Below are 21,712 nucleotides of genomic sequence, written 5' to 3'. Positions count from 1 at the left end.
ATGCATGATTCGTGAACACCGGGCGGTCGCCGCCCTCCGCGTCTTCCTCGCGCTGCTCTTCGGGATCCTGGTGCTGTTCCAGGTCATGTCCCTGCCCGGGCAGTTCGCGCACATGGCCCAGGAGAACCCCGAGATGGCCTACCTGAGGTGGCCGGCGACCGCCGTGACGGTGTTCTGGGTGCTGTGCGCGCAGGTGGTGATCGTGTGCACCTGGAAGCTGCTCACCCTGGTCAAGAAGGACCGCATCTTCAGCCCGGCGTCCCTGGTGTGGGTGGACGCGATCGTGTGGGCCGTGGCCGCGGCGTGGGCGGTGCTGCTGGGCGTGTTCCTGTTCGTCGGCTTCAACGCCGGCGACCCCGGGCTGCCGCTGCTGCTGTTCCTGATGCTGACCGGGGTCACCGTGCTGGGGCTGCTCATGGTGGTGATGCGGGCGCTGCTGCGCCAGGCCACGGCCCTGCGCACCGACATGGAAGCGGTGATCTGATGCCGATCGTCGTGCGCCTCGACGTCGAGCTGGCCAAGCGCAAGATGAGCGTCGGCGAGTTCGCCGAACGGGTCGGGCTCACCCCCGCCAATGTCGCCGTGCTGAAGAACGGCCGGGCCAAGGCGGTGCGCTTCGCGACCCTGGACGCCATGTGCCGGGTGCTCGAGTGCCAGCCCGGGGATCTGCTCGAGTGGGTCGAGGACTGACCTGCCCCGCCGCCCCACTCCCGTGAACGGAAGCCTGTGAGAGGAAACCCGTGAAACACGTCCTCCCCGTCCTGCTCGTCGTCCTCGGCCTGGCGATCGGTGCCGCCGGCATCGTCCACGGAGAGGCCGACGACTCCCCCGGCCTCCAGGGGCTGGGCGTCCTGCTGGTCCTCGCCGCCGTGCTGTACGGCGTGCGCACCGTCCGGCGCAGCCGCTGACCGCCGGCGCCGCGGCCCCACAGCGCACAGGGCGAACGGTGGAGAATGGCACGGTGAGCACGGTGGAGCGCACGAAGATCTTCGAGGCGGAGCGGCCGCGTCTGCTGCGCCTCGCGGCCGGCGTCCTGGCCGATCACGCCGAGGCCGAGGACGTGGTGCAGCAGGCCTGGCTCCGGCTGCACCGGACGGAGGCCGAGATCGAGAACCCGCCCGCCTGGCTGACCACGGTGACCACCCGTCTGTGCCTGGACCGGCTGAAGGCGCGGACCCCGGTCCCCGCCCCCGAGATCGGGCCGCCGGACACCGCCCCGGACCCGGCCGACGAGGTCGTGCTCGCCGATGCCGTCGGCGTCGCCCTCCAGCTGGTGCTCGACCGGCTCTCGCCGCAGCAGCGGGTCGCGTTCGTCCTGCACGAGAGCTTCGGGGTCGAGTTCTCCACGATCGCCGCCGTCCTGGACACCACGCCGGCGGCCGCGCGCAAGCTGGCCTCCCGCGCCCGGGCCAAGGTCGGCCGGTCCGCCCCCGAGGGGCGGGCGGCCGACGGGGAGGTCGTCGACGCCTTCATGGCCGCTGCCCGGCAGGGCGACCTCCAGCGCCTGGTGCGCCTCCTGGCGCCGGGCGTCACCGTGACGGCCGACGACGCCGCGATCCTGGCCGGGACCCCCCAGCGGATCGACGGCCGGGAGGAGGTGGCGGCGTTCTTCGACGGCAGCGCCCACGCCGCGCTTCCGGTGTTCGTCGGCAGCCGCCCCGCTGCGGCGTGGTTCCACCGCGGCCGGGCCCGGGTCCTCTTCGACATCACCGTCGTCGACGGCCTCGTCGCCCACATCACCTTCCGTGCCGCACCCGAGGTGCTGGCGCAGGTGGTCCGGCGCGACGGGCAGCGCCCACGGGCCTGATCCCGGCGCCGGTCACATCCCCCGCGCGCCGATCGTCGGACAGTCGAACACCAGCACACGAACCGGACCACCGGATCAGAGAGAGGGAACCGACGATGAAGACCATGACCTGCCGCCAGCTGGGAGGGCCCTGCGACCTCGCGCACCGCGGCGAGACGGCCGACGACGTCATCACCGCCCAGGACCGCCACCTCAAGGATGCGGTGCGGGGCGGGGACGCCGACCACCAGGAGGCGCGCGACGCCATGAAGGGCCGCTGGCGGCACCCGAAGCAGTCGCTGGGCTGGTACCGCGACATGAAGCAGGCCTTCGCCGACCTCCCCGAGGACTGATCGAGGCGGACGGCCTCAGGAGGGGTGCACCGTCCGCGCGAGGCGCTCCATGATGGCGTGAAGCCGCTGCGCGTCGTCGCCCTCCAGGGCGTCGAAGAACAGTTCCTCGACGTCGCGGGCGTGGGCGGGCCGGAGGCGGCGGAAGGCGGCCAGCCCCTCGCCGGTGAGCTCGGCCTCCAGCCCGCGCCTGTCCTGCGGGCACGGCCGGCGCCGGACCCACCCGCGCTTCTCCAGCACTCCGATCTGGTAGCTGAGCCGGCTCGGGGAGAAGACCATCCGCTGGGCGAGCTCTCCCATCCGGAGGCGGTGGTGGGCCGCGTTGCGCAGCAGCAGGAGCACCTGGTAGTCCATCAGCGAGCAGCCGTGCTCCTTCAGCCGGGTCTCCAGCTCGATGGTCAGCCGGGCGGAGGTCTCGAAGAACAGCTGCCACACGTCCCACGGGTGCTCGCCCGTGCCCCGGCCGCTCACTGCCGGGCCGCTCACTGCCGGGCCGCTCACTGCCGGGCCGCTCACTGCCCGGTCCGGGCGAGCAGGTCGGCGAAGTCCGGGACGTCGGCGAACCCGTCGCCCCCCGGCCGGCCCGACGCCCCGGCCGGCGCCTCCCCGGCGGCCGGAACTTCCGGGGCGCGGCCGGGTGCGAGCTGTGACGCCAGGTGCGCGCCGGCGCGCCGGATGCGCGCCTGGAGCTCCTCCCCGGCCCAGTCCTCGGTGGCCGCGTAGACCCCCAGGGGCAGTACGAACGCCTTGAGGTGGGCGAAGAGGGGGCGCAGGGCGGTGTCGAGCATCAACGAGTGCCGTGCGGTGCCCCCGGTGGCGGCCACGAGCACCGGCAGGTCCTCCAGCGCGTCCTCCTCGACGAGGTCGAAGAAGGACTTGAACAGCCCGGCGTAGGAGGCCTTGAAGGTCGGGGTCGCCGCGATCAGGGCGTCCGCGCCGGAGACCGCCTCGAGCGCCTCCTGCAAGGCCGGGGCGGGGAAGCCGGTCAGCAGGTGGTCGGTGATGGCGTGGGCCAGCGGGCGCAGGTCCACGCGGGTGATCCGTACCGGGGCCGGACCCAGGGCGTCGCGGGTCGCCTCGGTGAGCCGGTCGGCCAGCAGCCGGGTCGAGGAGGCGTCGGACATCCCGGCCGACACCACGACCAGACGGACCGGGCGGGCAGCCCCGGGGGCCGAGGCCGTCCGGGAGGGCGTGTGCGTGCTCATCGGCGGGCCTCCTGCTCGGTGCGGCTTTCCTGCCCGGTGCGGCTTCCCTGGCCTGCGCGGCTCTCCTGCTCGGCACGGGCCCGCCCGGCGGGCGAGTCCGCGGCACCCCCGGGCACCGGGTCCTGGCCGGCGCGGTGGCGGGCCACCAGCGAGGCGTGGGTCGGCGCCTCCGGCACGTGGGCGGGCTTGAGCGCGGCGAACTCCCGGCGCAGCACCGGCACGACCTCCTCGCCCAGCAGGTCGATCTGCTCCAGGACGGTCTTCAGGGGCAGGCCCGCGTGGTCGATGAGGAACAGCTGGCGCTGGTAGTCGCCGGCGTAGTCCCGGAAGGCGAGGGTCTTCTCGACCACCTGCTCCGGGGTGCCGACGGTCAGCGGGGTCTGGGCCGTGAAGTCCTCCAGGGAGGGGCCGTGGCCGTAGACCGGGGCGTTGTCGAAGTAGGGCCGGAACTCCCGCACCGCGTCCTGGGAGTTCCGCCGCATGAACACCTGCCCGCCCAGCCCCACGATCGCCTGGTCGTAGGACCCGTGGCCGTAGTGCTCGTAGCGCTGCCGGTAGAAGTCGACCATCCGCCGGGTGTGCTCGGCGGGCCAGAAGATGTTGTTGTGGAAGAACCCGTCACCGTAGTAGGCGGCCTGCTCCGGGATCTCGGGCGAGCGGATCGACCCGTGCCACACGAAGGGAGCCACGTCGTCGAGCGGGCGCGGGGTCGAGGTGAAGCCCTGCAGAGCTGAGCGGAACTTCCCCTGCCAGTCGACCACGTCCTCCCGCCACAGCCGGTGGAGCAGGTTGTAGTTCTCGACCGCCAGGGGGATGCCCTGGCGGATGTCCTTGCCGAACCACGGGTAGACCGGGCCCGTGTTGCCGCGGCCCATCGTCAGGTCCACCCGCCCGTCGGTCAGGTGCTGCAGGTAGGCGTAGTCCTCGGCGATGCGCACCGGGTCGGTCGTGGTGATGAGCGTCGTGGCCGTGGACAGCAGCAGCCGTTCGGTCTGCGCCGCGACGGCGGCGAGCAGGATGGGCGGGTTGGCCGGGGCCACGAACGGCGGATTGTGGTGCTGACCCGTGGCGAAGACGTCCAGCCCCACCTCCTCGGCCTTCTTCGCGATCTCGACCGTGGCCTTGATCCGCTCGTGCTCGGTGGGGACGCGCCCCGTGGTGGGGTCCTCGGTGACGTCCCCGATGGTGAAGATGCCGAACTGCATGCCGTCCTCCTGGTCTCCCGCGGCACCCGTGTCGGCGAGCACCGCAAGTTCTACAAATTTGAACCATCCCGTACAAGCCGTGCCCGCGCGAGGTTATTCCCGGCCCGGGTCCCCGGCGGAGGCCGCGCGGGGAACCCGTCCACCGAGGTCGGCATCCGCCGGGGTGAGCGCGGCCGGCGGCAGCCACCGGGGCGGCGCCTTCCGCTCGGGTCGTCGAGCACATGGCCCCCCGAGGACCTGCGAGCTCCACCGTGCACGGCGCCGTCACCGCGGCCACCTGCTTGTCGGGCGGCGCGCAGCGGTGTTAAGGTCGCCGGGACTGCACGAGCGGTCTCCTGGATCAGCAGACAGGACCTCACTGAGCTGGCGGCGCCGTGTGCCGCCCTCGGAAGGACCCGGGGCCACGGCGCCGGCGACGAGATCCTGCGACCGATCGGAGCACCCCGTGCACACCCACACCACCGACCCCGGCTCCCACCTGCTGTGGCTGCGCGATCCCCTGGCCCTGTACACCGGCGAGGACGCCGGCGAGGACACCACCGAGCGGACGGCCGGCGGCGTGGTGGTGGACACCGCCTCCGGCACCGTGGTGGAGCTGGTCCCCGCGGGCGGCGTCCCGGCCGCGCCGTGCGCGGTCCTCGACGCCCGGGAGCACGTGGTGGTGCCCGGGCTGATCAACACGCACCACCACTTCTACCAGACCCTCACCCGGGCCTGGGCGCCCGTGGTCAGCGTGCCCCTGTTCCCGTGGCTGCGGGACCTCTATCCGGTCTGGGCCCGCCTGCGCCCCCGCGACCTGCAGCTGGCCACCACGGTGGCGATGGCGGAGCTGCTGCTCTCGGGCTGCACCACGGCCGCCGACCACCACTACCTGTTCCCCGGCGGCATGGAGGACTCGATCGACGTGCAGGTGGAGGCCGCGCGCAGCCTCGGCATGCGGGCTGTGCTCTCCCGCGGGTCCATGAGCCTGGGTGAGCGCGACGGCGGACTGCCCCCGCAGCACACGGTGCAGGAGGCGGAGGTCATCCTCGCCGACAGCGCCCGGCTCGTGGAGACCCACCACGAGCGCGGCGACGGCGCGCGGACCCAGATCGCCCTGGCCCCGTGCTCCCCCTTCTCGGTCACGCGGGAGATCATGCGGGACACCGCCGTGCTGGCCGGCGAGCTCGACGTGCGGCTGCACACCCACCTGGCCGAGACCATCGACGAGGAGGACTTCTGCCGGGAGCGCTTCGGGCTGCGGACGGTGGACTACCTCGAGTCCACGGGGTGGCTCACCGACCGGACCTGGCTGGCCCACGGCATCCACTTCGACGACGCCGAGCTGGCCCGTCTGGGCGCGGCCGGGGTGGGCGTGGCCCACTGCCCCACGTCCAACATGCGCCTGGCCTCCGGGATCTGCCGGGCCGTGGAGCTCGAGTACGCAGGCTCCCCCGTGGGTCTCGGCGTGGACGGGTCGGCCTCCAACGACGCCTCCAACCTGGTGCTGGAGGCCCGTCAGGCCCTGTACGTGCAGCGGCTGCGCTACGGGGCCGAGGCCGTGACCCCGCAGCGTGCGCTCGGCTGGGCCACGGCCGGCTCCGCGCGCCTGCTCGGCCGCCCGGACCTCGGCGCGCTCCGCCCGGGCGCCCAGGCGGACCTCGCGATGTTCCGCCTCGACGGGCTGCGCTTCTCCGGGGCGCACGACCCGCTCTCCGCGCTGCTGCTGTGCGGCGCGGAGCGGGCGGACCGGGTCATGGTGGCCGGGCGCTGGCTCGTGGAGGACGGGGCGATCACCGGACTGGACGTGGAGGCGCTCACGGCCGAGCACACCGCGGCGGCCCACCGCCTGGTGAACGCCTGAGGCACCCCGGCTGTGCCCCGCCCCGCCCGGCGGCTCGCCGGGCGGGGCGGGGACACCCCGGGGTCGAGGCCTCGGCAGGCCGGGGCGGACCGGCGTGCTCAGGACCTGGCGTCCTTCGCCTCGAGGACCATCCGGATCTGCCCCGTGTGGGTGATCTCCCCCTCGTCGATCATTCTCCGGACGTCGTCGAAGTGACGCTCCGCCACGACCGCCACCTCGGCCCCGTCGCTGCCCACCACGGCGCCGTTCTGGATCCGGTCGCCCTCCCGCAGGTGCGCCAGGGTGTCCGCCCGGATGACCCGGACCGGGGCCGCCGCCACGGCGGACTGGTGCTCGGAGTTGCCGGCGGCCAGTTCGTTGAACAGGAGGTTGAGCGCGATGGCCACGACCGCCGCGGCGCTGATCCCCGAGCCGAGGACGGTCTGGGCCCAGGAGGGGAAGCCGGCGTAGAACTGGGGCGCGGCCACCGGGATGAGACCGAAGGCGAAGGCGACCGCCACGATGACGAGGTTCATGGAGTGGTTGAAGTCCACCTTCGCCAGCGTGCGGACCCCGGACGAGGCCACCGTGCCGAAGAGCACGATCGACGCCCCGCCCAGCACCGGCGTGGGGATGGCCGCGACGACCTCCCCGACGACGGGGAACATGCCCAGCCCGACCATGATGATCCCCGCCGCCGTGACCACGAAGCGGCTGCGGATGCCCGTCACCGCCACGAGACCGACGTTGGCCGCGAAGGCCGTCTGGGTGAACGAGTTGAGCAGCGGCGCTCCCGCGGAGGACAGCATGTCCGCCCGCAGGCCGTTGGCCACGCGCCGGGAGTCCACCTTGGCCCCGGTGATCTCGCCCACGGCCAGGATGTCCGCCGTGGTCTCGGTCATCGTCACCAGCACCACGATCAGCATCGAGATGATCGAGGCGACCTCGAAGCTCGGGGGGCCGAAGGCCAGCGGCGTCGGGAAGGTCACGATGCCGCCCTCCCCCACGCCGGAGAAGTCCACCATCCCCATCGCGGTGGCGATCGCCGTGCCCAGCACGAAGGAGAGCAGGATGGACAGGCGCGAGATCATCCCCACGCCCACCTTGGAGAGCACCAGCACGATGAGCAGGGTGATGCCGGCCAGCGCCAGGCTGCGGGGATCGGCGGCTCCACCCTCCCCGCTGCCGGCGGCCCAGGAGATCGCCACCGGGAGCAGGGAGATGCCGATGACCGTGATGACCGTGCCCGTGACCACCGGCGGGAACAGCCGCAGGACGCGGGAGAAGGCACCGGCGAGCAGGAACCCCACCACCGAGGAGACGAGGACGGCCCCGAAAATGGTGGACAGGTCGCCGCCCCCGGCGAGGATCGCCAGCATGGGGGCCACCCCGGCGAAGGAGACCCCCTGGACCAGCGGCAGCCGGGAGCCGAGGTAGGGGGCCCCGAAGCTCTGCAGGATCGTGGCGATCCCGCCCATGAGCAGGCAGGAGCTGATGAGCAGGGCGATCTCCTCGCCGGAGACGCCGGCGGCCTGCCCGATGATGAGGGGCACGGCGACGATGGCCCCGTACATGGTGAGGACGTGCTGGAAGCCGTAGGCCGTGGTGCGCCCCAGCGGGAGCCTCTCGTCCTCGGGGCCGGGTGCAGGTGCCGGTCGCGCCGAGCGGTCGCGGCGGATCCGGTGGTCGTTGTCCTGGTGGCCAGATGCGGTCGATGACATGGCAGGAGCCTCCTTCAGCGCGCAGGCGTCGGCACTGCTGCGCAAGGTCCGGCGATCCTCTGTTTTTCCCGGGCCGTCCGGTGCGGGCGGATCCCCCGTGAAGTGTCCAGATCTGATGGTCCCGGTGGGAGCCGACCGGGGCGGCGGGGTGCTCGGCTCAGTACGCGGTGCGCAGGGCGTTGCCGGCCCAGGCCTCGAACGGTTCCGTGCGCGTGGCGAGGGCGACGTGGCGGACGGGGAGGGCCCGGTCCCGCTCCTGCGCGCTCTGGGCGAAGAACTCGTGGAACTGCGCGTCGTCGAAGCCGCCGGCCGCCGCGTCGTGGCGGTCGGCGGCGAAGTACACCGCGTCCAGCCGGGCCCACAGGGACGCCGACAGGCACAGCGGGCAGGGCTCGCAGCTGCTGTAGAGCACGGCGCCGCTGAGGTCGAAGGTGCCCAGCTCGCGGCAGGCGCTGCGGATGGCCATGACCTCCGCGTGCGCCGTGGGGTCGTGCTCCGCGGTCACGCGGTTGACGGCGGGGAACTCCCGCCCGTCGGCGGTCACGACGACGGCGCCGAACGGCCCGCCGTCGCCGGCGGCGCTCTCCGCCGCGAGATCGACGGCCCGCTCCAGGTGGGTGCGGGTGCGCGGAGTGGTTTCGTGGATGGTCGACATGATGCTCAGGTCCTCACGGATCGTGGATGGACCCGGGGAACGGCTTGTCCGTCGGCGGGCCCACCCGGCTGTCAGATCATGCCCGGTAGATAGCCCCGTGCAACCGGGACCCGCCATTGGCTGAGGCCAACGTAGAGCAGCTCGACGTGATCTACAACACATCGTGGAAGAATTCTTCCGCGATCACCCATGACTCCGTGCGGCGGCGAACCTGTTGCGGCCGCACGGCGGCGTGATTAGGGTGTGAGACAGCCCACGGCGGGTCCTCAACGGACTATCTACCGGGCGAGCAACCACGAATCGCACTGGCCCGCCGCCAGAGAGCTCCCGGTACCCCAGGGGAACCACCTGACTCCACGTCGCGGCCAGTGGCCCGCATCGAGGAGTTCATCGCCATGATCGACACCGTGCCGCCGCCCGGTCACCACGGCCACGTCCGGAGGTGGCCGGCAGACCGGCGCCCGGCGTGGACGGGCACCGGCCCGGCGGGCATCGACGCCCCCCACCGGCAGCCTGGTCTCGGGCCTGCGGACCCGCGCCCCGTGAGGAGCACCGCGCCTCCACCGAGGAATGCCCGACGGGCCGCGTCGTCGAGCGGGTCGCCCGTCGTCGTGGTGGCACCCGTCATCTCGGTGGCACTCGTCGCGCCCACGCGGACAGAGGCCGCCGGCGCCCGGTCCGCCACCGAGTCCGCCGTCGCCGAGCCCGCCGTCGCCCGGTCCGCCATCACCGGGCCGCCCGGGACGCCGGACGCCCGGCCGCCCATTCCGCCGGCGCAGGACCCGCAGCACCCGAGCGCCGAGGGGCGGTCGCCCCGTGCCCGTCGGCGAAATTCTTTCCGCGAAGCCATGGAGGACAAGGCATGAGTGAGATCCGAGTCACGGTCAACGGTCGGACCCGGGACGGTGCCGGGGTCGGCCCGCACACCCGGCTGCTGGACTGGCTGCGCGGCGAGGGACTGACCGGCGCCAAGGAGGGCTGCGCCGAGGGCGAGTGCGGGGCCTGCGCGGTGCTGGTCGCCCGGCCGGACGGCGAAGGGCGCAGCCGGTGGACCTCGGTCAACGCGTGCCTGCCCCCCGCCGCCGCCTTCGACGGCCAGGAGGTCGTCACCGCCGAAGGCCTCGGCGCGGCGGGCGGCACCGGCGCGCCGGCGGCCCTGCACCCCGTCCAGCAGGAGATGGCGTTCCGGGGAGGCTCCCAGTGCGGCTACTGCACCCCCGGCTTCGTCTGCTCCATGGCCGCCGAGTACTACCGCCCCGAGCGCGAGGCCCTGGGTGCGGACCACGGCGCGGCCCCCGAGGCGCAGACCGGCACCGAGGTCGCCGGCGAGGAGCACGCGGCCGGCCACGAGTGCGGGCCCAACGGTTTCGACCTGCACGCCCTCAGCGGCAACCTCTGCCGCTGCACCGGCTACCGGCCCATCCGCGACGCCGCCTACGCGCTGGGCGCCCCGGCCGAGGCCGACCCGCTGCTGCGGCGCCAGGACCGGCCCGCGCAGCCGGCCCCGCCCACGCGGGTGGAGGCCGACGGCGCACGGTTCGTCCGCCCCGGCTCCCTGGAGGAGCTCTTCGAGCACCTGGAGCGCACCCCGGGGGCCCAGCTGGTCGCCGGGTCCACGGACGCGGGCGTGGGCGTCAACATCCAGCACGCCCGCCCGCCGCTGGCCCTGGCGGTGGACCGGCTCGAGCAGCTGCGCACGCTCGAGGTGGGACCGGAGCGGGTCGAGATCGGGGCGGCCCTGAGCCTGTCCGAGGTGGAGCGCGGCCTGGCCGGGCGGGTGCCGCTGCTGGACCAGCTCTTCCCGCAGTTCGCCTCCCGCCTGATCCGCAACGCCGCGACGTTCGGCGGCAACCTGGGGACCGGCTCGCCGATCGGGGACTCGGCCCCGGCGCTGCTGGCCCTGGGGGCGTCCGTGGTGCTGGCCTCCGCCGGGGGCGAGCGCGAGGTCCCCCTGGACGAGTACTACACCGGGTACCGGCAGAGCGTCCGCCGCCCCGGGGAGATCATCCGCGCGGTGCGGATCCCGCTGCCGCCGGCCCGGCACACCGCGTTCCACAAGATCGCCAAGCGGCGCTTCGACGACATCTCCAGCGTGGCCGTCGGCATCGCCGTGCACGTGGAGGCCGGCACGGTCACCTCGGCGCGGATCGGCCTGGGCGGCGTGGCCGCCACCCCGATCCGGGCGCACGGCCCGGAGCGCATCCTCAGCGGCGCGCCCTGGAGCCGCGACACGGTCCTCGCCGCGGCAGCCGCGCTGGCCGGCGAGGGCACCCCGATCGACGACCACCGGGCCAGCGCCCGCTACCGCTCGGCCATGCTCGAGCAGGCCCTGCTCAAGTTCTGGGCGCAGCACGCGCCCGCTCCCGATCTGGAGGAGTCCCGATGACGTCCCTCGCCGACCGCCCCGTCAACCCCGTGGTGGGCGTGCCCGTCGCGCACGAGAGCGCCGCCCTGCATGTCACGGGCACGGCCCTGTACACCGACGACCTGATCGTGCGCCACCAGGACGTGCTGCACGCCTGGCCGGTGCAGGCCCCGCACGCCCACGCCCTGGTGCGGGACCTGCGCACGGCCCCGGCCCTGGCGGTCCCCGGCGTGGTCCGGGTGCTCACCGCCGCGGACGTGCCCGGGGTCAACGACGCCGGCACCAAGCACGACGAGCCGCTGTTCCCCTCCGAGGTCATGTTCCACGGGCACGCGGTGTGCTGGGTGCTGGGCGAGACCCTGGAGGCCGCCCGGCTGGGGGCCGAGGCCGTCGAGGTCGACTACGAGCCGCTGCCGTCGCTGGTCACCGTGGCGGAGGCCGTCGGGGCCGGGAGCTTCCAGGGCGGTCAGCCCACCGTCAGCCGCGGGGACACCGCCACGGCGCTGGCCACCGCCGCCCACCGCTTCAGCGGGGAGCTCGAGTTCGGCGGCCAGGAGCACTTCTACCTGGAGACCCACGCCTCCTTCGCCTACGTCGACGAGGGCGGGCAGGTGCTGGTGCACTGCAGCACCCAGCACCCCACCGAGACCCAGGAGATCGTCGCCCACGTCCTGGGCCTGCACAGCCACGAGGTCACCGTGCAGTGCCTGCGCATGGGCGGCGGGTTCGGCGGCAAGGAGATGCAGCCGCACGGCTTCGCCGCCGTCGCCGCCCTCGGGTCGGTGCTCACGGGACGGCCGGTCCGGCTGCGGCTCAACCGCACCCAGGACATCACCCTGTCCGGCAAGCGCCACCCCTACCACGCCCGTTGGGAGGCCGGTTTCGACGAGAGCGGTCGCCTGCAGGCCCTGGAGGCCACCGTCACCAGCGACGGCGGGTGGAGCCTGGACCTCTCCGAGCCCGTGCTGCAGCGGACGCTGTGCCACATCGACAACGCCTACTGGATCCCGAACGTGCAGGTCCACGGGCGGATCGCGAAGACCCACAAGACCTCCCAGACCGCGTTCCGCGGCTTCGGCGGCCCCCAGGGCATGCTGGTGATCGAGGAGGTGCTGGGCCGCTGCGCCCCGCTGCTCGGGGTGGACCCCACGGAGCTGCGCCACCGCAACCTCTACGTCCCCGGCCAGTCCACCCCCTACGGTCAGCCCGTCCGGCACGCCGAGCGGCTGCGCACCATCTGGACGCAGCTGCTCGACCGGGCCGAGGTCGAGCGCCGCCGCGAGGAGATCGCGGCGTTCAACGCCGCCCACCCCGACACCAAGCGGGCGCTCGCGGTCACCCCTGTGAAGTTCGGCATCTCGTTCAACCTCACCGCCTTCAACCAGGCCGGCGCCCTCGTGCACGTCTACAAGGACGGATCCGTGCTGATCAACCACGGCGGCACCGAGATGGGGCAGGGCCTGCACACCAAGATGCGCCAGGTCGCGGCCACGGCCCTGGGCGTGCCCCTGGAGACCGTCCGGCTCGCGCCCACCCGCACCGACAAGGTGCCCAACACCTCCGCGACGGCCGCCAGTTCCGGGGCGGACCTCAACGGCGGGGCCGTGAAGAACGCCTGCGAGCAGATCCGCGACCGCCTGGCCGAGGTCGCCGCCCGCAAGTTCGACATCCACCCCGACGACGTCCGGTTCGTGGACGGCACGGTGACCGGGATCGGCTTCCACGACCGGCAGATGTCCTTCGCGGAGCTCGCGCACGACGCCTACTTCCAGCGGATCTCGCTGTGGGCGGCCGGGTACTACCGCACCGAGGGGCTGCACTGGGACGGCGCCCGGATGCAGGGCGAGCCGTTCAAGTACTTCTCCTACGGCGCCTCCGTCTCCGAGGTGGAGGTCGACGGGTTCACCGGCGCCTACCGGCTGCTGCGCACCGACATCGTGCACGACGTCGGGGACAGCCTCTCCCCGCTGATCGACGTGGGGCAGATCGAGGGCGGCTTCGTGCAGGGGGCCGGCTGGCTCACGCTCGAGGACCTGCGCTGGGACGTCTCCGACGGCCCGCACCGGGGCCGGCTGGCCACGCAGGCGGCGAGCACCTACAAGCTGCCGAGCTTCTCGGAGATGCCCGAGGAGTTCAACGTCCACCTCTTCGAGCAGGCCACCGAGAGCGGGGTCGTCTACGGGTCCAAGGCCGTGGGGGAACCGCCCCTCATGCTGGCCTTCAGCGTGCGCGAGGCGCTGCGGGAGGCGGCGGCCGCCTTCGGCCCCGGCGGCCGGAGCGTCGGGCTCGCCAGCCCGGCCACCCCGGAGGCGGTGTTCTGGGCCGTCCAGGAGGGGCGCCGGGCCCTGACCGCCGACGCGGAGGGAACTCCGGCGCCGGCCACCACGGCGGCGCACTGACGTGGACTGGCTGGACGCGCTGCAGCACCTGCGCGTGGCGGGCGCGCCGGGGGTGCTCGCCACCGTCACGGAGGTGCGCGGGCACGCCCCCCGGGAGGCCGGGGCCAAGATGGTCGTGGCCGAGACCGCCACGTGGGACACCGTGGGCGGGGGCAACCTCGAGGCCACCGTGGTCGAGCGGGCGCGCGTCCTTCTCGCCGGCGGGGCCACGGTCCCGGAGACGCTGACCTTCTCGCTCAACGAGCACGCCGCCGTGGAGCACGGGCGGCAGTGCTGCGGGGGCGTGGTCAGCGTCCTGCTCGAGCCCCAGGGCGCCCGGCCCGCGGTGGCGGTGTTCGGCGTGGGGCACGTGGGGCACGAGCTCGCCCGGGTGCTGTCCCGGCTGCCCCTGCACCTGCACCTGGTGGACAGCCGGGAAGGCCAGCTGGACGCCGCCCGGCTCGCCGACGTCACCGACGGGACCGCACAGGTCCACCTCCACCACAGCCCCGTCCCTGAGCACGTCCTGGCCGGGCTGCCGGCCGGAGCGCACGTGCTGATCATGAGCCACGACCACGCCGAGGACTTCGTGCTGTGCGACGCGGCGCTGCGCCGGGCGGACCTGGGCACCGTGGGCCTGATCGGCTCCCGGGCCAAGTGGGCCCGCTTCCGGCAGCGCCTGCGCGCGGAGGGGCACCCGGAGAGCGCCGTGGACGGCATCACGTGCCCCATCGGGCTCCCCGACATCCCCGGCAAGGCCCCCGCGGTGATCGCCATCAGTGTCGCCGCCGGCCTGCTCCGGGACCTGGCCGGCTCACCGGCGGCAGCGCCCCGGGCCTCGGCCGCCCGGCCGAGGCGGTCGAGGCGGTGTGAGGCGTGCTTCCCCGGGGCCGCCGCGGCCGGACCGACCCCGTGGCCGGGAGCGGGGCCCTCAGCGCGGCCGACGGAACTGCCGCCGGGGACCGGGCCCGCTCCGTCGGCCGCTCCCACGAGGTCGAGCCGCGCCCGCTGCCGCGCGGCGGGGCAGGAGCCAGCGGGCCAGGACCACGGCTCCCGGCAGGGCGGAGATCAGGGCGAGCAGCCCGTAGCCGAGGGAGATCGCGAAGCCCGTCCCGGCGGGCAGGCCGTGGGCCATCGCGGCGAGGGTCGTGATCCCCTCGCGCGGACCCCAGCCGCCCACGCCCACGGGCACCGACATGCCGGCCAGGCCGAGCACCGTGGTCCCCCACAGGTCCGGCAGGGGTGCCTGCGGAGCGGTGCGCAGGGCCGCCAGCAGGAACAGCCCCTGGTAGCAGGCCCAGGCGAGCACCGACAGGGACCACACGGCGGCCCGGTCCCGGGCCGGGGACCCGCTCGTGGCGCGCCAGGCGACCGCCCCCACGGCGAGGGCGCCCGCGCCGAAGGCCGCGGCCACCCAGGGCCCGACCGCCAGGGCCGGGACGACGCCGGCCGCAAGGAGCACGGAGGTCCCGGCCAGCCGCTCGCCCACCACGGAGCCCCCTGCCCGGGCCAGGTGTCGCCGCGCCGGCGTCGGCGCAGGACCCGCACCGCGTCCCCGGTCACGCCGCCGGGCAGCAGCAGGTTGACGAGCCCGGCCGCCCAGCACTCGCCCAGGGCCTCGCGGAGACCGAACCGTGCTCCGCGGCCGCGGGCCACGAGCCGCCACCGCTGGGCCTGGGCCGCCGTGGCCACGAGCCCGGCGAGCAGCGCCAGGACCACGGTGAGGGGGCTGAGCACGCCCACGGCGCTGCGGGCGGAGTCCGTGCCGAGGGTCCGGAAGAGCACCGCCAGCAGGACGAGCCCGGCCACCGCCTGCGCGACCGCCAGCAGGATCCGGCGGAGGGGACCTCGCCCGCGGCGCGGGGGTGCGGTCTCGGCGGGCATGGGCGCAGTCTAGCCACCGCCCGGTGCGGCCCGGATTGACGGGGCGGGCCGTCCCGCCCAGGATGAGGACCCCCACCCGGAAGGCGACCCCATGCCGCTGGACCACTCCACCGCGTCCGTCCCCTCGGCCCGCCGGGACGGCCTCCTGGCCTTCGCGGGACTGGGGGCCGGCCTCGTCGCGCTCGGTGCGGCCTCGCACGCGCCGGCCGCCGTGCTGGCGGCCTCCGCGCTGCTGGGCCTCGCGGTGCTGGGGGCGGTGGTGCGCAGCACGGTGGGCCGCCGCACCGAGCCCTACGGGCCCGCCGACCGCGTCACGGTGGCGCGCTCCGTGCTGGTCGCCCTGTGCGCGGCACTGCTGCCCGTGGGGCTGACGCCCGTGCTCGCGGGGCAGGCGCAGGGTCCGGCCGGGGCCTGGTGCTGGGCCGTGGTCGCCCTCGCCCTGCCCGCCTGGCTGCTCGACGGCATCGACGGCCGCGTGGCCCGCCGCACCGGCACCGCCACCCGTGCCGGGGCACGGTTCGACCAGGAGGTCGACGCCGCGCTGCTGCTCGTCCTCTCCCTGGCGGTGGCCGCCAGGCTCGGACTGCCCGGGGCGTGGTGGGTGCTGCTGATCGGCGCGCTGCGCTACCTGTTCCTGCTGGGCCTGCGGGCCCGGCCCGCCTGGCGCCGCCCGCTGCCCTACTCGCCCTATCGCCGGGTGGTGGCCGGGATCCAGGGCGGGGTGCTGCTCGGCGCCCTGGTCCCGCTGATCCCCCTGCCGCTCGCCGCCGCGGCCACGGCGGCGGCCCTGGCCCTGCTCCTGGTGTCCTTCGGGCGGGACGTGCTGTGGCTGGAGCGGAGCGCCCGCGGCCTCAGCTGACCGGCGGCAGGGCGAGCACGTCAGCATGCCCGACCGTGGCCCGCAGCCGTCCCCGGGCACAGTCCACCAGCGGATCCGCAGCCAGGCGTGCGCCTCCGCGGTGAGATCGGGCCGGTGCTCCACGGCGGCGTCCGCGCGGTCGCCGAGGAACCGCTCCAGGAGGGGCCGCGCCCACGGCTGGTCGGAGATCCACCAGGGAGTGGGGGTGACGTCCACGACCATGCCGCGCTCCCGCAGGGCCTCCGCGGCCAGCCGCACGGCGTCCGTGCCGGCGAGCTCACCGCGGTGCTGGTGGTCCTCGAAGGCCCCCAGCACCGAGGGGTCCAGGTGGTGGGGCGGGTCGATCAGGACCTCGCCGTCGACCGTCAGGGCCAGCAGCGCCGGGACGGCCTCCTCGGCCAGCACCCGGGCCAGCTCCCGCACCTGCTCCCGGGTCAGCAGGTCGAGCAGGGCGGAGCACGTCACGAGCCGCCGGGCCGCCGGGTGCTCCGAGAGCACCCGGCCGAGCTCCTCGATCCCGGCGAGCACGGGCACGACGTCGGCCCCCTCCGCCCGGGCGGCGGACACGGCCTGCTCGAGCAGCTCGCGGTCGTGGTCGAGCAGGACCCAGCGCTGGGGGCCGGGGAGATGGCCGGCCAGCCACGCCCGGTTCGCGCCCGTCCCGGCGCCGAGGTCCACGACCACGACGGGCTCGGCGCCCGCGGCACCGGGGTCGTCGCCCGGCGGCAGCTCCTCCCAGTGCCGGACGAGACGGGCGATCAGCGGCAGGGAGTCCTCGCGGGCCGCGGCGTCGGCGGCCTCGCGCAGGGCCAGCCAGTCGCCGGCGACGGGCCGGTGGGGTGCGGAGTGGTTCGTCATGACGGTCTCCTGGTTCGGTGGGTGGCGGTGACGGGGTCGACGGCGGTGACAGGGTCGGGGTCGAGCGCGGTGACGGGGTCGGGGTCGTGCTCGGCGGCGTCCGGCCGGCCGAGGGGCCGCCCGATCGCCGTGAGGACGTCGCGGGCGGTGTCCTCCCAGCCGCGCAGGCGCGCGCGACGGGCCAGCGCAGCGCTCCGCCACTGCTCGCGCACGGCGGGGTCGGTCAGCCAGGCGCGGAGCGCCCCGGTCCAGGCGGACGGGTCGTCCGGGGGGAGGGCGGCACCGGGTCGGGGCGCCGCGGCGGGAGCCGGCCCGCCGTCGAGCGCCTCGACGGCGCCGGTGCCGGCCCCCACCACCGCGGGCACGCCGTGGCCGAGGGCCTCGGTGACGACCATGCCGTAGGTCTCGGCGCTCGAGGGCAGCAGCAGCAGGTCCGCGCCGGTCCACAGCCGCTCCAGCGCAGGGCCGTGCAGGGGGCCGTGCAGGCGCACCCGGGAGGCGTCCGGGAGCTCGCGCACGGCGGCCCGGAGCCGCTGCCCGTAGGCGGGACCGCCCGCGGGACCGACGAGCTCGAGGGTCCAGGGCAGCCCGCTGAGCGGGGCGAGGGCCTGCAGCAGGAGCAGCTGGTTCTTGCGGGGGGTCAGGGACGCGACGCAGACCAGGCGCGGCACGGCCGACCCGGCCGACACCGGCCCGCGGGGCGCCCCCGGTTCGGCCACCGCCACGTCCGTGGTGCCGTAGCGGCGGGACAGGTCGCGGGCCGCCCAGGTGCTCGTGGTCAGCACCCCGGTGGCGGCCGCGAGCGCGGCGGCCTCGGCCCGGGCGAGCCGGGCGGCCGCCCCCGGGTCCAGGCCGGTCTCGGCCGGCAGCGGCAGGTGCACGAGCAGGTGCACCGGCACGCCGCGGCGCACGGCGTCGCCCACGACCCCGGGGGCCGCGCAGCCGACGAGGCCGTCGAGCACGACCGTGCGCCCGGGAGCGGGCTCGCCCAGGGCGGTGCGCAGCCGGGTCCGGGCGCGGCGTCGGCGGCGGGCCAGTCCCCGGCCACCGGCACGAGCCGGGCCGGGCGGCCGAGCCCGCCCAGCGCCGCCACGAGCCGGCGGTCGTAGAGCGAGCCGCCGGTGGGCCGCCCGCCGTCGTCGGGCACCACCACGTCGACCACCGCGGAGCCCGTGCTCACCGGGAGGTGGGCCCGCCGCGCTCGGTCAGCACGGGCAGCTCGAGGGTGTAGGAGGCCCAGGCGTCGGGGTTCTCCCGCAGGGTGACGGTCAGCCGGTCGAGCCCCGCGATCCCGGCCGCCCCGGCGGCGAGCCGCTCGGCGATGTACTGGGCGAGGACCTCCGTGGTGGACAGCCGGCCCGTGAAGTCCGGGTGGTCGTCGAGGTTGCGGTAGCGCAGCCCGTCGAGCACGCCCGAGAGCAGCTGGGAGGCCACGCCGATGTCCAGGACCACGCCGTGCTCGTCCAGCACGGGCCGGGCCCAGGTGGTCTCCACGGTGAAGGTGGCCCCGTGCAGGTTCTGGGCCGGGCCGAAGAAGGGGTCCGGGAGGCTGTGGGCGATCATGATGTGGTCTCGGACGGTCAGGGTGAACACGGTGCTCCTCGGATCGGGCGGTCGGTGGTCAGTCGTAGCGCACCACGTGGCACAGCGCCTCGGGGGCGTCCCCGGCGAGCCGCGCCATCGTCGCGGGCAGCTCCTCGAAGGGCGAGCTCCCGGTGAGCAGGGCGTCGAAGCGGGGGTCGCGCAGGGCGTCCAGGGCGGCGGCGCGCCGGTCGGCGGGAGTGCGGCGGGCCCGGCGGGCGGGGGCGACGACCCCCACCTGGCTGGCGCGGATCTGCAGCCGGCGGGCGTGGAAGTCCGCGCCCAGGGGCACCGCGGGGTCCTCGTCGCCGTACCAGGACATCTCGATCAGTTCGCCCTCGTCGCCGAGCAGCTCGAGCCCCCTGGCCAGTCCCTCGGCGGTGGAGGAGGCGTGCACGACGACGTCGCACTCCCCCGCCGCGTCCTCCGGGCGCACGTGCTCCACGCCGATCGCGCGGGCGAGCCCGGCCCGGGACGGCTGCGGGTCCACCAGCTGGAGCCGGGCGAGCGGGAACCGGGCCAGCAGCGCGGCCGTGCAGGCCCCGATCATCCCCGCGCCGACCACGGCCACGCGGTCCCCGAAGCGCGGCGCCGCCTCCCACAGCGCGTTGACGGCGGTCTCCACCGGTCCGGCGAGCACCGCGCGGTCGGAGGGCACGCCGTCGGGCACGGGGGTCACGTCCGCGGCGGGGACCACGTAGCGGTCCTGGTGGGGGTGCAGCACGAACACGCGCCGGCCCACGAGCGGCTGCGGGCCCTGCTCCACGACGCCGACCGACAGGTACCCGTACTTCACCGGGCCGGGGAACGTCCCCTCCTGGAAGGGGGCCCGCATGCGCTCGTGCACGCGGGCCGGGACGAGGCCGCGGTGGACGAGCCGCTCCGTGCCGCGGCTGATCCCCGAGCGCAGCGCCCGCACCAGGACCTCGTCCGGGCCCGGGGCGGGCAGCGGCGCGGTGCGCAGCTCGCCCCGGCCGGGCTCCACGGTCCAGTAGGCGCGGTTGGTCCTGGGCTGCTGAGCGGCGTCGGTCATGCTCCCATTGTGGCGCGCGGCGGGCTCCGCGCCACCGAGTGACCGGGGTCCGCTCGAGTGACCGCCCTTTTCCGTGCTCGCTCGGGGCCCGTGCTCGCTCGGGGCCCGTGGTCGCTCGGGGCCCGTGGTCGCTCGGGCCCGTGGTCCCTCGGTGACGCGCGGTCAGTCGGCGCCGGGGTCCTCGTGCAGCTCGGCGAGCGCCCGGCGCAGCTCGGCATAGCGCCGTGCGCCGAGCCGTCGGCGCCACTGCGCCTCCACCTCGGCGACCACGGCGGCCGCCGCGGCCTGGGCCGCCCGGCCGCGGGCGGCGATCGTCACGACGCGGGCCCGGGCGTCGGCCGGATCGGGGCGGCGCTCCACGTAGCCCTCCTGCTCGAGGGCCTGGACGAGCACGCTGGCGGTCTGCTTGGTCACGCGGGCCTGCTCGGCCAGCCGGGCCAGCCGGGAGCCCTGGGGGTCGATGCGCTGGAAGATCCGGGCCTGGGCGTAGGTGAGGTCCTCGAACCCGCCGGCGTGCAGGGCCTCCATCACCCGGATCTCCATGTCCCGGTACGGGTAGTACAGCAGCAGCCCCGTGTTCGTGCCCGTGTCCTCGTCCATGCCCACCCCTTGACGGCGCGGCCGTCGGCGCCGGAAAATTTAGTCAGGAAAACTGACTTCTGGGGGAGATTACCATGGACCGCGACGCCGTCTGGGACGCCGTCCACCGCGAGCGCTCCGCACTGGCGGACCTGCTCGAGACGCTGAGCCCGCAGGAGTGGGACCACCCCACGCTCTGCCCGGGCTGGGCCGTGCGGGACGTCGCCGCCCACGTCATCTCCTCGGCGCAGTACGGTCCCGCCGACCTCGTGCGGGCGCTGTGGCGCGGGCGCGGCGACTTCGACCGGGCGATGCGCCTGGACGCCCGGGACCGCGGCCGGCGGCCCGCCGCGGAGATCGTGGCCGACTACCGGCGGCTGGACGGGTCGAGGCGTCACCCACCGGGCACGAGCGTCCGGGAACCGCTGCTGGACGTGCTGGTGCACACCCAGGACATCGTCCTGCCCCTGGGGCGCCGGCACGCCATGCCGCCCGAGGCGGCCCGGGCGGCCGCGGAGCGGGTGTGGTCGATGCCGTTCCCGTTCCGGGCCCGCCGGAGGCTGCGCGGGCTGACGATGGTGGCCACCGACGTCGCCTGGCGCGCGGGCGAGGGCCCGGAGGTCCGGGGGAGCATGGAGGCGCTCCTGCTGCTGCTGACCGGCCGCACCGCCGCCCTCGACCGGCTGGAGGGCCCGGGACTGCCGCTCCTCGCAGCGACCCCGGGAGCGGCCCCGGGAGCGGCCCCGGGAGCGGCCCGGGACGCTTGACACCCCGCCGCGGCGGCGGGGACGCTGGAACAGGCGGCGTCCGCCGTCGCCTCCCCCGTTCCCGAGGTGACCCATGGTCCAGCGCATCCTCTTCCTGCACGGTGCCGGCTCCCAGCCCGCCCCCGGCGGCAATCCGCTCCTCGAGGCGGTGCGCAGGCAGTGGCCCGAGGCCGACGTCGTCGCTCCCGACCTGCCCCGCCCCGAGGACCCCGACCCCGAGCTGTGGCAGGAGGCGATCGGGCGGGCCGTGCGGGCCATCCCGGACGAGCCGTGGGCGATCGTGGGCCACTCCCTCGGCGGGTCCGAGGTCCTGCGCTTCCTCTGCCACCGCGTCCCCACGCTGCTGCAGCGGGTCGTGACCGTGGCCGCCCCCTTCTGGGACGCGGAGGACCCCGACTGGAGCGCCCCCGGCTTCCCGCTGCCGCCCACCGTGGGCCGCCGGCTCGCGGACCTGGAGATCGTGGTGGTCCACGCCGAGGACGACGACGTGGTCCCGCCCGTCCACGCGCGCCGGCTCGCCGAGCACCTGCCCTCGGCGAGACTCGTGCTGCTCCCCGCCGGTGGGCACCTGCCCACGTCCTGGACGGAGCAGGACCTCCTGCCCTGACCTGAGCCGGTCCAGGCCCCCGCCGGACGAACCATCCCGGTCCCCGCCGGACGCAGG

At 75.3% G+C, this 21,712-nt stretch carries 21 protein-coding genes and 3 pseudogenes; 12 read left to right on the top strand and 12 right to left on the bottom strand.

Features of this window, described 5'->3' with window-relative positions; genetic code table 11:
• The first annotated feature begins 4 nt into the window (after positions 1-4).
• The 5 genes from BJF77_RS11180 (at position 5) to BJF77_RS11165 (ending at position 2,139) form a co-directional block, all read left to right on the top strand.
• Complete coding sequence (locus BJF77_RS11180) at positions 5-484, top strand: DUF2975 domain-containing protein (RefSeq protein WP_047801618.1); 480 nt, start codon at positions 5-7, stop codon at positions 482-484.
• Entirely contained in the window at positions 484-690 is a 207-nt protein-coding gene (locus BJF77_RS11175; RefSeq protein WP_047801617.1) for a helix-turn-helix transcriptional regulator, read from the top strand. Before BJF77_RS11180 ends, BJF77_RS11175 begins: the two co-directional genes overlap by 1 nt.
• Before the next feature lie 50 nt (positions 691-740).
• A complete protein-coding gene (locus BJF77_RS20830; RefSeq protein ID WP_187347273.1) occupies positions 741-908 on the top strand; it encodes a hypothetical protein in 168 nt (55 codons plus the stop codon).
• A gap of 53 nt (positions 909-961) precedes the next feature.
• Positions 962-1,807 (top strand): sigma-70 family RNA polymerase sigma factor, encoded by an 846-nt coding sequence (locus BJF77_RS11170; RefSeq protein ID WP_255396228.1) that lies wholly within the window; start codon positions 962-964, stop codon positions 1,805-1,807.
• 95 nt (positions 1,808-1,902) lie between these two features.
• Positions 1,903-2,139, top strand: a complete 237-nt coding sequence (locus BJF77_RS11165) for a hypothetical protein (protein ID WP_075872207.1) — start codon at positions 1,903-1,905, stop codon at positions 2,137-2,139.
• 15 nt (positions 2,140-2,154) lie between these two features.
• Here BJF77_RS11165 and BJF77_RS11160 read toward each other — a convergent pair whose 3' ends face one another.
• From BJF77_RS11160 to BJF77_RS11150, 3 genes are read right to left on the bottom strand one after another with little or no spacing between them, the layout of a single operon-like run.
• Positions 2,155-2,607: a MarR family winged helix-turn-helix transcriptional regulator gene (locus BJF77_RS11160; RefSeq protein ID WP_255396227.1), complete on the bottom strand. Its 453-nt coding sequence runs from the start codon at positions 2,605-2,607 to the stop codon at positions 2,155-2,157.
• 41 nt (positions 2,608-2,648) lie between these two features.
• Entirely contained in the window at positions 2,649-3,341 is a 693-nt protein-coding gene (locus BJF77_RS11155) for a CE1759 family FMN reductase (protein ID WP_075872206.1), read from the bottom strand.
• Positions 3,338-4,546: an LLM class flavin-dependent oxidoreductase gene (locus BJF77_RS11150; protein ID WP_047801671.1), complete on the bottom strand. Its 1,209-nt coding sequence runs from the start codon at positions 4,544-4,546 to the stop codon at positions 3,338-3,340. The genes BJF77_RS11155 and BJF77_RS11150 overlap by 4 nt, the downstream gene beginning before the upstream one ends.
• Before the next feature lie 445 nt (positions 4,547-4,991).
• Here BJF77_RS11150 and BJF77_RS11145 point away from each other — a divergent pair, with 445 nt between their 5' ends.
• A complete protein-coding gene (locus BJF77_RS11145) occupies positions 4,992-6,389 on the top strand; it encodes an 8-oxoguanine deaminase (RefSeq protein ID WP_139318537.1) in 1,398 nt (465 codons plus the stop codon).
• Between the two features lie 98 nt (positions 6,390-6,487).
• Here the strand turns inward: BJF77_RS11145 and BJF77_RS11140 are convergent, their stop codons facing one another.
• The gene (locus BJF77_RS11140; RefSeq protein WP_083665110.1) at positions 6,488-8,089 is read right to left on the bottom strand and encodes a nucleobase:cation symporter-2 family protein; all 1,602 of its coding nucleotides are present in this window, start codon (positions 8,087-8,089) and stop codon (positions 6,488-6,490) included.
• 157 nt (positions 8,090-8,246) lie between these two features.
• Positions 8,247-8,744, bottom strand: a complete 498-nt coding sequence (locus BJF77_RS11135) for a nucleoside deaminase (RefSeq protein ID WP_075872205.1) — start codon at positions 8,742-8,744, stop codon at positions 8,247-8,249.
• Between the two features lie 862 nt (positions 8,745-9,606).
• Between BJF77_RS11135 and BJF77_RS11125 the strand changes: the two genes are divergently transcribed.
• The 3 genes and pseudogenes from BJF77_RS11125 to xdhC form a co-directional block, all read left to right on the top strand.
• Positions 9,607-11,130 (top strand): xanthine dehydrogenase small subunit, encoded by a 1,524-nt coding sequence (locus tag BJF77_RS11125; RefSeq protein ID WP_075872203.1) that lies wholly within the window; start codon positions 9,607-9,609, stop codon positions 11,128-11,130.
• Complete coding sequence (gene xdhB / locus BJF77_RS11120) at positions 11,127-13,508, top strand: xanthine dehydrogenase molybdopterin binding subunit (protein ID WP_075872202.1); 2,382 nt, start codon at positions 11,127-11,129, stop codon at positions 13,506-13,508. The genes BJF77_RS11125 and xdhB overlap by 4 nt, the downstream gene beginning before the upstream one ends.
• 1 nt (position 13,509) lies before the next feature.
• Positions 13,510-14,226 (top strand): annotated as a pseudogene (gene xdhC / locus BJF77_RS11115) (xanthine dehydrogenase accessory protein XdhC); the annotation flags it as partial.
• 192 nt (positions 14,227-14,418) lie between these two features.
• On the opposite strand, the gene BJF77_RS21790 reads toward xdhC, so the two are convergent.
• Together BJF77_RS21790 and BJF77_RS22675 are read right to left on the bottom strand one after the other, a co-directional pair.
• On the bottom strand, positions 14,419-14,979 hold the full coding sequence (locus tag BJF77_RS21790; protein WP_255396236.1) for a hypothetical protein: 561 nt from the start codon (positions 14,977-14,979) through the stop codon (positions 14,419-14,421).
• A gap of 44 nt (positions 14,980-15,023) precedes the next feature.
• A pseudogene (locus BJF77_RS22675) lies at positions 15,024-15,371 on the bottom strand (lysylphosphatidylglycerol synthase domain-containing protein); the annotation flags it as partial.
• Positions 15,372-15,462: 91 nt separating this feature from the next.
• On the opposite strand from BJF77_RS22675, the gene BJF77_RS11105 reads away from it, so the two are divergent.
• Positions 15,463-16,230 carry a CDP-alcohol phosphatidyltransferase family protein gene (locus BJF77_RS11105; RefSeq protein ID WP_075872201.1) on the top strand — a complete coding sequence of 256 codons (768 nt, stop codon included), beginning with the start codon at positions 15,463-15,465 and terminating at the stop codon, positions 16,228-16,230.
• Positions 16,231-16,638: 408 nt separating this feature from the next.
• Here BJF77_RS11105 and BJF77_RS22670 read toward each other — a convergent pair.
• The 5 genes and pseudogenes from BJF77_RS22670 to BJF77_RS11080 all read right to left on the bottom strand — a co-directional run.
• Positions 16,639-17,088: pseudogene (locus BJF77_RS22670) on the bottom strand (class I SAM-dependent methyltransferase); the annotation flags it as partial.
• Complete coding sequence (locus BJF77_RS11095; RefSeq protein ID WP_075872200.1) at positions 17,085-18,050, bottom strand: glycosyltransferase; 966 nt, start codon at positions 18,048-18,050, stop codon at positions 17,085-17,087. The gene BJF77_RS11095 and the pseudogene BJF77_RS22670, both read right to left, overlap by 4 nt.
• A 214-nt stretch (positions 18,051-18,264) precedes the next feature.
• Positions 18,265-18,681, bottom strand: coding sequence for a 6-carboxytetrahydropterin synthase (locus tag BJF77_RS11090; protein ID WP_075872199.1), 417 nt, complete (start codon positions 18,679-18,681; stop codon positions 18,265-18,267).
• Positions 18,682-18,709: 28 nt separating this feature from the next.
• On the bottom strand, positions 18,710-19,702 hold the full coding sequence (locus BJF77_RS11085) for a zinc-binding alcohol dehydrogenase (protein WP_075872198.1): 993 nt from the start codon (positions 19,700-19,702) through the stop codon (positions 18,710-18,712).
• A 162-nt stretch (positions 19,703-19,864) separates the two neighbouring features.
• Positions 19,865-20,302, bottom strand: a complete 438-nt coding sequence (locus BJF77_RS11080) for a MarR family winged helix-turn-helix transcriptional regulator (RefSeq protein ID WP_075872197.1) — start codon at positions 20,300-20,302, stop codon at positions 19,865-19,867.
• A 74-nt stretch (positions 20,303-20,376) separates the two neighbouring features.
• Here BJF77_RS11080 and BJF77_RS11075 point away from each other — a divergent pair, with 74 nt between their 5' ends.
• Both BJF77_RS11075 and BJF77_RS11070 read left to right on the top strand, forming a co-directional pair.
• Complete coding sequence (locus BJF77_RS11075; protein WP_075872196.1) at positions 20,377-21,048, top strand: maleylpyruvate isomerase family mycothiol-dependent enzyme; 672 nt, start codon at positions 20,377-20,379, stop codon at positions 21,046-21,048.
• A 73-nt stretch (positions 21,049-21,121) separates the two neighbouring features.
• The gene (locus BJF77_RS11070) at positions 21,122-21,655 is read left to right on the top strand and encodes an alpha/beta fold hydrolase (protein WP_047801603.1); all 534 of its coding nucleotides are present in this window, start codon (positions 21,122-21,124) and stop codon (positions 21,653-21,655) included.
• Positions 21,656-21,712: the final 57 nt, after the last annotated feature.

The sequence above is a fragment of the Kocuria sp. CNJ-770 genome, from assembly GCF_001942375.1.
Classification (GTDB): domain Bacteria; phylum Actinomycetota; class Actinomycetes; order Actinomycetales; family Micrococcaceae; genus Kocuria; species Kocuria oceani.
This window is presented reverse-complemented; position numbering and strand designations above follow the sequence as displayed.